The 13,219-nt window shown below is 43.4% G+C and carries 13 protein-coding genes; 8 read left to right on the top strand and 5 right to left on the bottom strand.

Annotated elements, in window-relative coordinates:
• Window positions 1-35 precede the first annotated feature (35 nt).
• Window positions 36-740: a lysophospholipid acyltransferase family protein gene (locus tag LFX25_RS00365; protein ID WP_118954440.1), complete on the top strand. Its 705-nt coding sequence runs from the start codon at window positions 36-38 to the stop codon at window positions 738-740.
• A gap of 88 nt (window positions 741-828) precedes the next feature.
• Here LFX25_RS00365 and dapF read toward each other — a convergent pair whose 3' ends face one another.
• Entirely contained in the window at window positions 829-1,674 is an 846-nt protein-coding gene (dapF, locus tag LFX25_RS00360) for a diaminopimelate epimerase (protein WP_238728338.1), read from the bottom strand.
• A 147-nt stretch (window positions 1,675-1,821) separates the two neighbouring features.
• On the opposite strand from dapF, the gene LFX25_RS00355 reads away from it, so the two are divergent.
• Entirely contained in the window at window positions 1,822-2,673 is an 852-nt protein-coding gene (locus tag LFX25_RS00355) for a class I SAM-dependent methyltransferase (RefSeq protein WP_238728337.1), read from the top strand.
• Here LFX25_RS00355 and LFX25_RS00350 read toward each other — a convergent pair.
• Window positions 2,662-3,411: an HAD family hydrolase gene (locus LFX25_RS00350; RefSeq protein ID WP_238731456.1), complete on the bottom strand. Its 750-nt coding sequence runs from the start codon at window positions 3,409-3,411 to the stop codon at window positions 2,662-2,664. The two genes, LFX25_RS00355 and LFX25_RS00350, sit on opposite strands and share 12 nt — an antisense overlap.
• A 94-nt stretch (window positions 3,412-3,505) precedes the next feature.
• On the opposite strand from LFX25_RS00350, the gene LFX25_RS00345 reads away from it, so the two are divergent.
• The 3 genes from LFX25_RS00345 (at window position 3,506) to LFX25_RS00335 (ending at window position 6,713) form a co-directional block, all read left to right on the top strand.
• The gene (locus LFX25_RS00345; RefSeq protein ID WP_238728336.1) at window positions 3,506-5,149 is read left to right on the top strand and encodes an NAD(P)-binding protein; all 1,644 of its coding nucleotides are present in this window, start codon (window positions 3,506-3,508) and stop codon (window positions 5,147-5,149) included.
• On the top strand, window positions 5,146-6,234 hold the full coding sequence (locus LFX25_RS00340) for a hypothetical protein (protein ID WP_238728335.1): 1,089 nt from the start codon (window positions 5,146-5,148) through the stop codon (window positions 6,232-6,234). Before LFX25_RS00345 ends, LFX25_RS00340 begins: the two co-directional genes overlap by 4 nt.
• Window positions 6,235-6,344: 110 nt before the next feature.
• A complete protein-coding gene (locus tag LFX25_RS00335) occupies window positions 6,345-6,713 on the top strand; it encodes a VOC family protein (RefSeq protein WP_238728334.1) in 369 nt (122 codons plus the stop codon).
• Between the two features lie 88 nt (window positions 6,714-6,801).
• Here LFX25_RS00335 and LFX25_RS00330 read toward each other — a convergent pair whose 3' ends face one another.
• Both LFX25_RS00330 and LFX25_RS00325 read right to left on the bottom strand, forming a co-directional pair.
• Window positions 6,802-7,011 carry a hypothetical protein gene (locus LFX25_RS00330; protein WP_118954446.1) on the bottom strand — a complete coding sequence of 70 codons (210 nt, stop codon included), beginning with the start codon at window positions 7,009-7,011 and terminating at the stop codon, window positions 6,802-6,804.
• A 54-nt stretch (window positions 7,012-7,065) separates the two neighbouring features.
• A complete protein-coding gene (locus LFX25_RS00325) occupies window positions 7,066-7,794 on the bottom strand; it encodes an LIC10067 family putative lipoprotein (protein WP_406600465.1) in 729 nt (242 codons plus the stop codon).
• Window positions 7,795-7,892: 98 nt separating this feature from the next.
• On the opposite strand from LFX25_RS00325, the gene LFX25_RS00320 reads away from it, so the two are divergent.
• The 3 genes from LFX25_RS00320 (at window position 7,893) to LFX25_RS00310 (ending at window position 9,743) form a co-directional block, all read left to right on the top strand.
• Entirely contained in the window at window positions 7,893-8,675 is a 783-nt protein-coding gene (locus tag LFX25_RS00320; protein WP_238728332.1) for an enoyl-CoA hydratase-related protein, read from the top strand.
• Window positions 8,676-9,197: a dCTP deaminase gene (dcd, locus tag LFX25_RS00315; RefSeq protein WP_135778961.1), complete on the top strand. Its 522-nt coding sequence runs from the start codon at window positions 8,676-8,678 to the stop codon at window positions 9,195-9,197.
• A 75-nt stretch (window positions 9,198-9,272) separates the two neighbouring features.
• Window positions 9,273-9,743 (top strand): DUF2147 domain-containing protein, encoded by a 471-nt coding sequence (locus LFX25_RS00310; protein WP_238728331.1) that lies wholly within the window; start codon window positions 9,273-9,275, stop codon window positions 9,741-9,743.
• Window positions 9,744-9,847: 104 nt separating this feature from the next.
• On the opposite strand, the gene LFX25_RS00305 is transcribed toward LFX25_RS00310, so the two are convergent.
• Window positions 9,848-13,048: a SpoIIE family protein phosphatase gene (locus LFX25_RS00305; RefSeq protein WP_238728330.1), complete on the bottom strand. Its 3,201-nt coding sequence runs from the start codon at window positions 13,046-13,048 to the stop codon at window positions 9,848-9,850.
• Window positions 13,049-13,219 lie beyond the last annotated feature (171 nt).

Below are 13,219 nucleotides of genomic sequence, written 5' to 3'. Positions count from 1 at the left end.
GCCGGCCTCGTCGCAACGATTCGAGGGAGTAGATCATGGAAAAGGAAGCTCAAACATATCTCAGACTGAAACAGTTTGTGGCTCCTTTCTTGGGTTTTGCCGTAAACATCAACGCGTATGGAACGGAGCATATCACCCAGGAAGGCAAGCTAATCCTTGTTAGCAATCATAGATCCGATATGGATCCGTTCATTCTTTCCTATACTTTTCCGAGATATATTTCCTGGATTGCCGCCGATTATACGTTCCGGATCCCGATTTTTAAAGACTTAGCCAAGCTAGCCGGAGGAATTCCGATGGCGATCGACGGAAAGATTTCCATGGCGAGCATCAAAATGGTGCAGCAGGTTTTTAAAAGAGAAGGCGTTTTGGGAATTTTTCCCGAAGGCCACGACTATATGGTCAAAAACGATTTCTCCGGTCCAATGGTGAAATTTCACGAAGGATTTGCGGCCTTCTCGATTCGGAACAAAGTCGACATTCTTCCTTCCGTGATCGTTCCGATCGAGGAAAGTTATTCCGATATTCCTATTCCTTCTTTGGTTCGTTCTTTTATGGGAATGCCGAAAGAAGTCTGCGATATAAAACGCAGATCGATCTACAAAAAAGTCCGCGTTCTTTACGGACCTAAAATCGATCACAGACCGTATTTGGAAGGGAAGCTCGAAGACAATCTGAAAAAACTTTCGGACGAAGTTCGAGTCAGAATGGAAAATCTTCAAAAGACCGAAGTGGCCTAAGATGCGTACGAAGATATTCGTAATTTAGAAAATTCTAAACTACGAATATCACCTTTATAAATCGGTTTCTACAACTCGATTTAAATTTTTATACCTCTATCTCTCCCGAAAAAATCTCTCTCGCAGGTCCGGTCATTAAAACGCTTCCGGATTCCTGCCATTGAATTCTCAGAGTTCCGCCTCTTAGATCGATCCTAACGTCCTTTCCCGATCTTCCGGTTAAATTTCCGGCGACCATTACGGCGCAAGCTCCGGTTCCGCAAGCGAGAGTTTCTCCCGCCCCTCTTTCCCAGGTTCTTTGATACAGATGATCCTTACCGCGTAAATTTACGAATTCCACATTTACCCGTTTCGGAAAAATGGAATGATGTTCGATCAATGGACCGATTTCTCTTACGGGAAACTGATCGCTGTCGTCGACAAAGATCACACAGTGCGGATTCCCCATACTAACGGCGGTAAATTTCAAAGTTTTGCCCGCGACTTCCAAAACTTGATCGATAATCGTATCTTCGTTCTTCCAGATCACAGGCACCTTGGAAGGAACCAAGATCGGCTTCCCCATATCCACGCTGACTAGATCCACCTTGTTTCCCGATCCGACTTTTAAATCGACTTCTAGAATTCCAGCTCCGGTTTCTATCCTAGGATTTTTAGAATTTGTTAAACCGTGATCGTAGATGTATTTCGCGACGCAGCGGATTCCGTTTCCGCACATCTCGGAGGAACTTCCATCCGAGTTGTACATATCCATCATAAAATCGCCTTGTTTAGAATTACGGATGAAAATCACCCCGTCGCTTCCGATTCCGAAATTGCGATCGGATATTTTTTGAATTTGTTCCGGTGTAAGGCGAATGTCGGTTTGAGTGGAATCGATATAAACGTAATCGTTTCCGATTCCTTCCATTTTTGTGAATTTGAGCGAGGCCACGGGAACTCCTAAGATAAATTGAATTCTATCTTTTCTTAGACTGTTCCGGGGGAAATTCAAAAACGGGAAAACAAGGGATACTTTTTTCTGGCTTTTCCGGCTTCACCCGGAGACATTGAAAATCGGGCGACTCGCCTGGGGGCTTTTTTGAATCAAACCTGTTATCTCTGTTCAAGCACGCAACATTCCACGGTTTTTGTGGAGAATGGAATCGATATCGTCCGCTGTTCCAATTGCGGTCACGTTTTTTCGACGTATGAACAGGAAGAACACTACGAAGGATATTGGGACGATGATTCTTCGTATGATCTCGGCTGGTGGGACAACGCTCACAGGGAAATTTATCAGGACTTTATCGAAGAATTCTTAACCGCGCCCTCCGGTAAGATTTTGGACGTAGGCTGCGGACTCGGATTTTTCGTAAAACGAATCGGAGATCAAAGACCCGGTTGGCAAGCGACCGGCTACGAAATTTCGGAAAAAGCGGTTCAATTTGCGAGAACGAAAAACGGATTGAAAAACGTTTTTCCGGGAATCGTTCAAAACTCCGGAATCGCAAAAGGATCTCTGGACATCATCACTCTTTGGGACGTGATCGAACATATTCCCAAACCCCATAGTTTATTAGAATATTTGCATTCTCTTTTAAAGCCGGGCGGAATTCTTTTTTTACAAACTCCGAACTTTCCCGTTCAGCTTTTTAAAGCGAAGTTGAAAGTTATGCTCAAAGGAATGAAACCGGACGGACATTACCTGGAAGCCAAAGATCATATCAACGACTACACCGAAAAAACGATGAGGATGCTCGCAAAACAAACCGGATTCGTGGATTGCAAATTCACGATTCTAAAACCGATCGCCTCGGTTTCCGGCAGCGGGGGAGGCAGTCTCGGATCTCTTTTTAAGAAAGCGTATTATTATGCGACTAAGATTCTTTGGTTATTCACATTCAAAACTTTGAATCTGAATAACACGTTATTCGCGGTTTTAAAGAAATAACTTCAACGCGGCTCTGAGATCGCTCGTTTCGCGGTAGGAAAATTCGCGGTCGTTTCCGTTGATCTCAAACGCGGTCGTTTTCTCCGTAACAAACGGTTTCGTTTTAGAAAACACGGATTGGACTCGGATCGCGGGAATTCCGAATCGAAGCGCTCCTTCCACATCGTCCTTTAAGGAATCTCCGATCATCGCATCCACTTTTTCTCCGGATACAAGCCGATGTGCCGTCGCGAAAAATTCTTCGGAAGGTTTTTCCTTTCCGACTTCTTCCGAACTCAAAATCGAATACGAAAACGTTTTCGGAAACAGAAGATCGAACTTGATCAATTGCGTTCTGAGATTTTCGTTCGTGCAAAAAAGAAGTTTGTGTTTCTCAGAAATCGTTTTGAGAAGAATGAACGTTTCCTTGTATTCTTTCTCAAACTTCTTTTTACGGACTTGGATTCCTTCCCGAAAAAATTTGAAGTAATCTTTTTCCAATCGAAGAATCCATTTCGGATCCAGCGTTCCCCGTTTGGACAAAGACATTTTTTTGAAATAGATCAAACGAAGACGATTGGAGGGGGAATTTTTGAGTTCGGCTTTCGCTTCTTTTCGTGCGGCTTCGTAAAACTCGGAAAATTCTTTTGCGGAGGAGAATCCGTATTCTTTCGCGTCTCGAATAAGTCGTTTTATCGTATCTTCGTAGATTCCGATCGAATCCAAAAACGTATTATCGAAGTCCAAAAAAAGAGCCATTCCTTGCAAAAGAATCTTTCCGACTTCAAACGCAATTCTTTTACTCCATTTTTCCTTGCACGAATTCGAATTCCCTTCATTCTTCTCAACAACGATGCAAGAAGAAGATTCCAAATCCATTTCTAGAAAATCCTTTCTCACCGTTTTGGGTCTTTGTATTTCCGCGCTCGCGGGAGGAGTTTGGTTCTTAAAATTCATACATAGAATCACCGGAACGATCGTGGGTCCGAACGGAAACGTCGCGCATCGAATTCGAAACAACAAGGATGCGGCTCCTTCATCGAACATCCATCTCGCGGCTTCCGAAAAAACGAAGGCGTTGATTTTGGGCGGAGGAATCGCCGGACTCAGCGCGGGTTATTATCTTCACAAAGCGGGCTTCAACGATTTCAAAATTATCGAGTTGGAAAACGAAAGCGGAGGAAACTCAAAATCGGGAACGAATCGAATCGGCTCCTATCCTTGGGGCGCGCATTATCTTCCTCAACCGGGAGAAGAAGCGGTTCTTGTCCGAAAATTCTTGGAAGAAAATCGAATCATAATCGGCAAGGACAAACAAGGCAAACCGATCTACGACGAGCGATATCTTTGTTTCGATCCGGAGGAAAGAATTTTCCACCAAGGAAGATGGAACGAAGGCCTTTTTCCGATCGGATCTCCGAACTCGCCCGCCGCAAACGAGGAAAAGAAATTTAAAAAGTTCATTCAAGGCTGGAGATCCAAAATCGGAAGAGACGGAAAAAAAGCCTTTTCGATCCCGATCGATCTTTCATCGCTAGATCCGGAAATTCTTAAGTTGGATAAAATTAACTTTTTTGAATATATCAAGGAACAAGGATTTCAAACGAAAGAATTGTTCTGGTTTCTGGATTATTCCGTTCGAGACGACTTCGGCGGTTCGATGGAAACGGTTTCCGCCTGGATCGGCCTGCATTATTTTTGTTCACGACCCGTAGACGCAACGGGGGAAGATCTTACGCTTCTAACATGGCCGGAAGGAAACGGTTTTTTAACGGAGAAGTTACGGGCTCCGATTCGATCGAAGATTCAAACCGAAACTCTGGTCGAAAAAGTGATTCCGCACTTTTCGAAAGATGCGAATTTCGCGGTTCAAACGTATTCTCCTGTGAGCGGGGAACAGAAACTTCTCCTTTGCGATTCGATCGTGTATTCACTGCCATCCTTCACGAGAAAATATATTCTCGAAGAGAAAACGGGCGTCGCGGAAGGACTTACTTATTCCCCTTGGCTGGTCGCCAATCTAAGCGTAGACAAAATTCCAACGGGAAAAGGAATTCCTCCGTGCTGGGACAACGTCATCTATCAAAGTCCTTCATTAGGATACATCGTATCCACACATCAAGATTTACGCGCGGGAAGGGAAGAATCCGTTTTAACATATTACCAAGCATTCGGCGCCGCGGACACGCTCGCGACCCGAAAAAAAATGATGCGAACCTCTTGGTCCGATTGGAAAGAATCCATTCTCTTCGATTTAAAAAGAGCGCATTCGGATATCGAAAAAAGAATTCAAAACATCGACATTATGACTTATGCACATGCAATGATTCGGCCGGTTCCGGAATTGATATGGGGCGGAAAAAGGGAAAAACTTTCCGTCTCGTATCCGAATCTTCACTTTGCGCATTCGGACCTCAGTGGAATTTCCATCTTTGAAGAAGCCCTCGTCAGAGGACACAATGCGGCCAATAAAGTTCTCGGGGAACAAAAGTTATGAATTCGAGGGGATGGATTTTTAGATCGTCTCTGGATCTCGCGTTTATTATTCTTCCTGGGATCGTTTCGGTCGCACTCTTACTCACATTCAAAATCTGGAATATTCTTCCTTCCGAAGTCGATCCGTGGATTTGGTTTTGTACAGTTCTATTGATCGACGTGGCTCATGTTTACTCGACATTGTTTCGCTCCTATGTCAACGAGGAAGAATGGAAGGAAAAGAAAACTCTTCTAATAACCGTTCCGATCGTTTGTTTTTTGTTTTCCGTGTTTCTATATTCGTTCGGAATGATTTGGTTTTGGAGAGTGATGAGTTACGTCGCGGTCTTCCACTTTATACGGCAGCAGTTCGGATTTATGGCTCTTTATCGGAAAAAAACGGATTCAAAACAAATTCCGTTTTGGTTAGATAAGAGTACGATCTATCTAATGGGCGGAATTCCGATCTTATATTGGCACCTAACGGATCAAAAGCGGGAATTCTCCTGGTTTATGGACGGAGACTTTCTGATCTATCCTTTGCCGAATGTCGCGGACGCTTTGCTTTGGTTTCAGTTTATTTGGCTCGGTATTTATCTTCTCGCCCATGGATTTCTTTTTATAAAGGAACGTTCCTTTCCATTGGGGAAGATTCTTCTTGTTTTGAATACGTGGATCGTATGGTATTTCGGAATCGTTTATTTTAATTCCGACTTTTCTTTTACGGTTACGAACGTAATCAATCACGGGGTTCCGTATCTATTCCTACTTTTCTATTACACGGCACGGAATCCTTCCGAAATCAAATTGGAAATTTTTAGAACGGGGTCGTGGATTAAGATTCTTGTATGTTTTGTGTGCGTTTTGTTCGTATTTGCGTTCGTCGAAGAATGGACTTGGGACAGTTTTATATGGAAAGACCATTCTCAGATTTTTAAGAATTCGAGTTTCTATTCTTTCGAACTTCCCGAAATCGTTTCCGCACTTTTGGTTTCCTTACTTTTTCTACCACAATTTACCCATTACGTTTTGGATGCGTATCTTTGGAAGATCGGAGAGCCCAATCCGAGGTTGTTTCATTTTTTTGAAATTCCGGACAAGAGCTGATAAATGCCTTGTTTTGAATTTCCAACACATTCGGAATGGGGTTTCGTTTTTAAATAGACAATCCAGGTTTTCCTTCCATAATGACGAAAAAGTTAAACAGGAATTGATCCATGATTATCGTTGAAGGAATCGACTATTTCTTAATACCTGCGGAGAACCCGGAAGCCTCTGCCAAGTTTTATTCTGATATATTCGATTTTGAATCGGTGGATGAAAAGTCCGGCGAATACGTCGTAATGGGACTCGATTCGATCAATATCAAACTTCAGAAAATTTCCGGTTTCAAAAATTCCCTCGGAGAAAACAAGATTCCGGTGCTAAGTTTTGTTTTGGATGTGGATGATTTTACCGAAGCGATCGCGGAACTTGAAGAGAATAAGATTTCCATCGTTCGCGGACCGGAAACCAACAGTGGCGGAGAATTCTTACACTTCCTGGATCCGGCAGGAAACGTTTTAGAAATCAGTTATAAAGATTGATTTTAGTCAAAACAATCTTCGGACACAAAAAAGCCTCTCTTTGAGAGGCTTTTTTATTCTTTAAAGTTCTGAATCATTCTCCTCCGATTCAGCCTACCTTATCGATAAATGTACCCTTAACCTTGTAGAAATCCCCGTTTTGACCGGCCTCGACTGCAAAGGCTCTTTTGTCCGAAACGTTAGCCTGTTTATTTTCATAAGGCTCGACGTGAATCATCCCCTCTTCTTTGGGGATTTTTCTTGTATCTTTGACTCCTTTTTCCGGAAGCCCAAGCTGAACGGAGGAAACTACCTTCATGATACAACTCCTAGTCGAACTCTAACAGATTTACCTAAAAAAACCAAACATTTTTTATTGAAATCCGATCTTACAACTTCCCTTTCCCGTCGTTATGAAATATTGAACGGCATAATTGTCCGCAAAATTGATCGTCGGGTTGTATACCGGAGCAGCGAGTGTTCCTACGTCGACGGTCGTACAACTGGTCGTAAAATATTTCACAGCGACCAAGTTATCGCATTCAAAGGTAAGAATCGTCCCGCCCGTTTCTCGGAGATTGGATCGGAACGCCTTCGTGGAATAATCATCCGTAAATTTAATGGTTTGTGAATCGGGATAATTCACTGCAGTTTCATCGCCGTAGATATTCGAGTAGGCTTTGTAACAGTCTACGTAGAACCGTCTCGCCGAACAGTTGTATCCGTCGGTCCCGTAAACCGTATCACAAAAACCGTCGGTCTTAGCGACGGTCAAAAATCCGGCCGTAGTTCCGGACGGAACGGTGGTGATGATTTCCGTCGTAGTCACGGAAAAGATCGTGCCGGAAAGTCCGTTGAATTTCACGAACGTCTCCGCGGAACTCGGAGCGAAATTTCTTCCCGTGATAGTAATCTGAGTTCCCGTATAAGAAACTCCGTCCGTCTGCGGAGGAGATCCGGACGGCGGATCGATCGAAGTAATCACGGGACTCCCCAAACCGAGTCCGGTAAATAAATCGTTGCTGGAGTCGCTTTCTTTGCATTGAAAGAAGAAGGATAAGAGCAGAATTGTTAGGAAAATTTTTCTCGATTTATGTAACATAACCTTACTTGGCTTGAAAAATTTACGACGGGCATCTAGTTTATCGGAACAAAAAGGTTTCGGCAAGAATTATTCTGCCTAGAAAATGGTGCATTGAAATGAGCGAATCCGGCACAGTAATCTATTCCATCGAACAAGAAATCGCGGTTCTTCTTTTGAACAGACCCGAAAAAAGAAACGCAATCAGTAAAGAACTTCTTTCCACACTTCATCAATCGATTTTAAAAGCGAAAAACGAAAAATCGGTTCGCGCTTTGGTTCTAGGAGGAATCGGACCTTCTTTTTGCGCGGGAGCGGATCTTAAGGAAAGAGCGACGATGGCCCCCAAAGAAGTGACTCACTTTTTAGAAGATCTCAAAAATTGTTTTTTGGAACTGGAGAATTTTCCTTATCCAACCGTAGCGGCGCTTGACGGAGACGCCTTTGGCGGCGGTCTTGAACTTGCGTTGTGCTGCGATTTTATTCTTCTCAAAAACGATATCCGAATCGGACTTACGGAAACCCGTTTGGGAATTATTCCGGGTGGCGGAGGAACACAAAGACTTCCTCGTAGAATCGGAATCTCCAAAGCAAAGGAGATGATCTTTACGGGTAAAACGATCGACGCGGAAACTGCGTTGAACTACGGACTTGCAAATTCGATCTGGCACGATTCTTCTTTACCCGCGGCGAAAATGTTAGCGGAAGAAATCGCGTCCCACTCTGCGCCTATCGCACTTCAGCTTGCAAAGAAAGCAATCGCGGAAGGTTATGGTCAGGATATACAAACGGCTCTCAAAACCGAAAAGAAATACTACGACGAAACCTTAAAGACGGAAGATCGGTTGGAAGCTTTGAAAGCGTTTCAAGAAAAACGAAAACCGATTTTTAAAGGAAAATAAATGATTCTTACAGGAAAAGAAATTCAAAAACGAATCGGTCAAGATATCGTAATCACTCCCTATTCCGAAAAACAACTCAATCCGAATTCTTACAATCTAAGACTCCACGAAGAACTTCTGGTTTATACGGAAGTTCCTTTGGATATGAAAAAACCGAACCCGTCGGAAAAGCTCATCATTCCCGAAACCGGTCTTCTTTTAAAACCCGGCGTATTGTATTTGGGAAGAACCCTGGAATTTACGGAGACGCATAACTTAGTACCGATGCTCGAAGGAAGATCTTCGATCGGAAGATTGGGAATGCTCGTTCACGTAACGGCTGGATTCGGAGACGTTGGATTCAAAGGATTTTGGACTTTGGAAATTTCCGTCATTCAACCTCTCATCGTTTATCCGGGCGTGGAAGTTTGTCAGATTTTTTATCACACTCTTGAAGGACAAATAACGGAATACACATCGGGTAAATACCAAGCGAATCAGGGCATCCAACCTTCGATGTTATATAAAGACTTCGAGAAGTAGAATTCTTTCTTTTTTGTTGACTTTCTTCTCATTCTTTCGAGAATTTTGACCTCAAAACACTTTTTGGAGTATGGAATGATGAAGTTTAGAATGATCGCAATTTTTCTGGCGTTCGCGTTCGTTTCAGCGCCCGCGTTCGCAGGTGAAGAAGATGCAATTCTTGGAAAATGGTGGAATAAGGAAAAAGACGCTCAAGTAGACTTACACAAATGCGGAGCGAAAATTTGCGGAAAAATCGTATGGTTGAAAGAGCCCCTTTATCCTGCGGGAAGTACTGAGGGAACTCCGGGGACTCCAAAATTAGACATTCATAATAAGGACGAAAGTCTTCGCACACGCCCGACTTTGGGACTTGTTTTCCTTACCGGCTTCTCCTATGAAGGCGAGCAAGTTTGGACCGGCGGAAGAGTTTACGATCCGAAAGGCGGTAAAACATACGATGGAAGACTTACTTTAAGAAACGCGGATACTCTCGATCTCAAAGGCGGATATAAAGTCGGCTTCATGATGATCGGAAAAGAATCCACTTGGACTCGAGTAAAATAATTCCATCCCTTCTCACCAATCAGAGGAAATAAAAAGGATCCTTTGTTGCAAAACTAAAAAATTAGAATCTCTCCGATCAAAACAAACGGAGAGATTCTCTTTCCTCAAACGTGATTTTCAATCTTCTTTAAAATCTTCTTCGCGTTTTCGTTGTGCGGATCCAAGTCCAGGGCTTTGATCGCAAAATCTTTTGCGGTCGTATAATCCTGTTGCATCCGATATAAATCGGAAAGATTGACCAAGTTATTCGCGTTATCCGGCTGTTTGGCGATCACTCTTTCGGACGCCGAGATCGCTTCGGAAATTCTTCCCAATTTCTTGTTCGCTACGGAAAGATAATACCAATACTCGCTCAATTCCGGATCGAGTTCGAGATACTTTCCTAAGATCTCGACGGCTTTGACGTAATCCTTATCCTTAAAACTCAAAAGGCCGAGTAATTTTATAACCTTAGAATCTTCCGGCGTTTTCGAATAAAGATCCGCGAGTTCGTCGATCGCTTCTTTTACGTTTCCATCCTTATACAACTGACGGGCGTGGGAGTACGAAATGCTCCAATCGTTCGGCTCTTCGTTTAAGGATGCCGCGATCGAATGATCCGCATCGAGGGAAGATCCTCGAGCTTGTTCCGTTTGAAGAATTCCGAATTCGATTCTTAAGAGCGAAAGATCGTCCGTGATTTCCCCATTTTTGTAAATCAAATGCTCGATCTTGTCGAGATCTCCTTTACCTAACTCAACCGTTTTGAGAAAGAGAGTCTCATCTTCGTTGATCGATCGAGTGTCCTTATCGGGGGTAAGATCCAAATCGTCCTTTCCATCCGAACCGACGATCAATACGTCGCCCTTCCGCAAAGTCGTATTAAAAACTTTGAAAGGATATTCCGACTCTAATCCGATCTTACGCAACGTTAAGGAAGAATCCAAGAATGTGGCGCGTCCGTCCCGATACAGAACGGTAAAAGGATGTTCCGCATTGAAATAAAAACATTTCCCTGATTCTTCTTCGATTAGAAAGAACGACCCGGAAATCACCATACTACCGTTAAACGACTTGAATACAGCGTTTACTTCTTCGTATGTTTCGGTTAACCATTGTTCCGGAGACATGTCAAGAATTCGATTGTCCGCAGCGGATCGGGCTAAAATCGAATTGATAACGACGCCCATTACAAGAGAACCTCCCGCTCCCTGCATGGACTTGCCCATCGCATCCCCGTTCATCGCAAAGACATATCTTTTAAAATCGGACGGCGTTCCTAAACGGAGATTTCCGGTAACACAAATATCCCCTCCGAGATCGGCGCGCTTTCCCTTAAACTCGAACTGCTTTTTTTGTCTCAGAAGAAACTGAGTGGAGATGCGCGAAGACTTGCTCGCGTTGTAGTTCAAAGGTTTTGCCAAAAGGGATGTTAAGAAATAATCCCCGTCCTGCTGAATCTTCAGTTTTTGGAATTCGTCGATTTTTTCGGACAATTCCTCCGTCCTCAAACGGACTTTGGTTGCGAGATGTTCCGCGTAATCTTGGAGTTCTTTTCTCGCGTCTCGAATCGAGGAAACCATGTTGTTAAACGAATCCGCTAAAAATCCGATTTCGTCTTTAACCCGAATCGGCACCTGCACTTCCAGACTTCCGTCGTTTACTTTTTCCACGCCGCTCAGCAAATCATTCAGAGGTGAAACGAGACTTCCTCGAAAGAACAACGGAAAGAGAAGAATGATCACTACGATCACGACGCCCAATACAATGATTTGTTTCAACGCGGTCGGGTGCATAAATTCGCGGTAAGCTCTGTAGGAAAAGCCGACCTCGTTCACCGTGTCTTTTTCACGATCGTATTTGATAAAACCGATATAATGCCGACTGTGATTGTCTACGTCCTTCTTACGATAGTATCTCGTAAGAGAAGGTACGAACGGGCGGAAGTAGTTCAAAACTTCTTCCTTTAACTTTGCCGGAGTTACGGCTTTGCCGTCCCATTTACAAAAGTTCCATCGATATTCCAAGGAAATGCGGAACATCTTCACTTCTTTTGCGCCATCCAGATAAGTTCTCCCTTTCGCGCAGAAATCCTCCGCAAAAATATTATCGAGCTTGTTGGAAGCAACGAATACGTGAAGACCGAGTCTTGATAGTTCCTTGCTCAACGCGGTTTTCAAGGCCGCGTCTTCCAACTCGGGATGATCTTTCAGAAAGTTGATGATAGAATACTTATATCCCCCGAAATTCTCATGGGAATGATCCACGAGCTTCATTAAGGATTCGCGAAATCCCTGCGGTTGAAGATCGAATATTTCCTCGTATAAAAGCGTGTTCTTAAAATCGATCTCAAGCTGTTCTTGATCGGGATGAATCTTCGGATCGTATTTATCGCGATCGAACGTATTCTTATCTTTATTCCATCGGATTACGTAGGAAATTCCTTCTTCGATCGCACCTCCTTCCAAAGCCCTTTCCATGTGAATCTGACTCAGAGTGTCGTACTCTGATTCTTTGTCTTGATTGGAGATGTAGACGAGCGCTTGCATGATGATAAGAACCGTAACGAAAGTGATTCCAACGATCTTCAACATGAACGAAGTTTTTTCTACGGAAAAGTTCAAATATAAGATAAGAATGATAAAGAAGGCCGCCATGAACAAAAGAACGATCGAAGTAAGATAAATCGATCTTTCGATGTAACCGTCGCGGCTCAAAAGGTTGGCGATGACCGGAACGGTTCCACCGATCAAAAAGGACATCATAAATCCGAAGATGATCCATCTCGTTTTACCTTTGAGTAGCGTCATTCTCCAGATAGGAATCGCAACGAAGTTGATGAATACATACGTAAAGATGATGATCGCAATTGTGCGACTTACGTTTTCCGCGTTAAAATCCCAATGATGAGCCGTGAAGTGGTATTTTACCGATGCGTTCCAAGTGGAAAAACAGAAGTAGCCGACGGACAAAGCGGCAACGACCCACAACACGATCGTTGTGACGAGATTGAATCTTGGGAAATCGTTTTCCGGATAACGTGCGACGAACTGTCCGATATGAAGAATTGCGGGAAGAATTAAGCCCGCCGTTATCCAGCGGTGATACGCTGCAAACGGATGATAAAGAACGGCCGCAAAAACATAACCGAACTGAAAAACACCCAGCAAGAACGCGCCGAACGCAAGATGTTTGGTGCTCGATACTTTCTTATCGATAAAAAGAAAAACCCCGGAAATGAGGATGGCTGTTAAAAAAGATAACAAACTTCCAAACGAATAATAATTGAGAAGTATATTGTCCCAAATGGATCCCGTTTCGCCCATAGTCTTACAAACCTTTTCTTTTAAAAAATCTCTCGGCGATTCAATTCGAACCGATTTCTATTTTTTCCGAACAGACGTTACTCTATTGGTACAAAGCTTCTTTTCAATGATAAAATAGGATAGATTCGATTTAACGGGCTGATCCGTCGGCTTTCTGCGAGCACTTCAGGA

It is taken from the genome of Leptospira sanjuanensis (genome assembly GCF_022267325.1).
Classification (GTDB): Bacteria; Spirochaetota; Leptospiria; order Leptospirales; family Leptospiraceae; genus Leptospira; species Leptospira sanjuanensis.
This window is presented reverse-complemented; position numbering and strand designations above follow the sequence as displayed.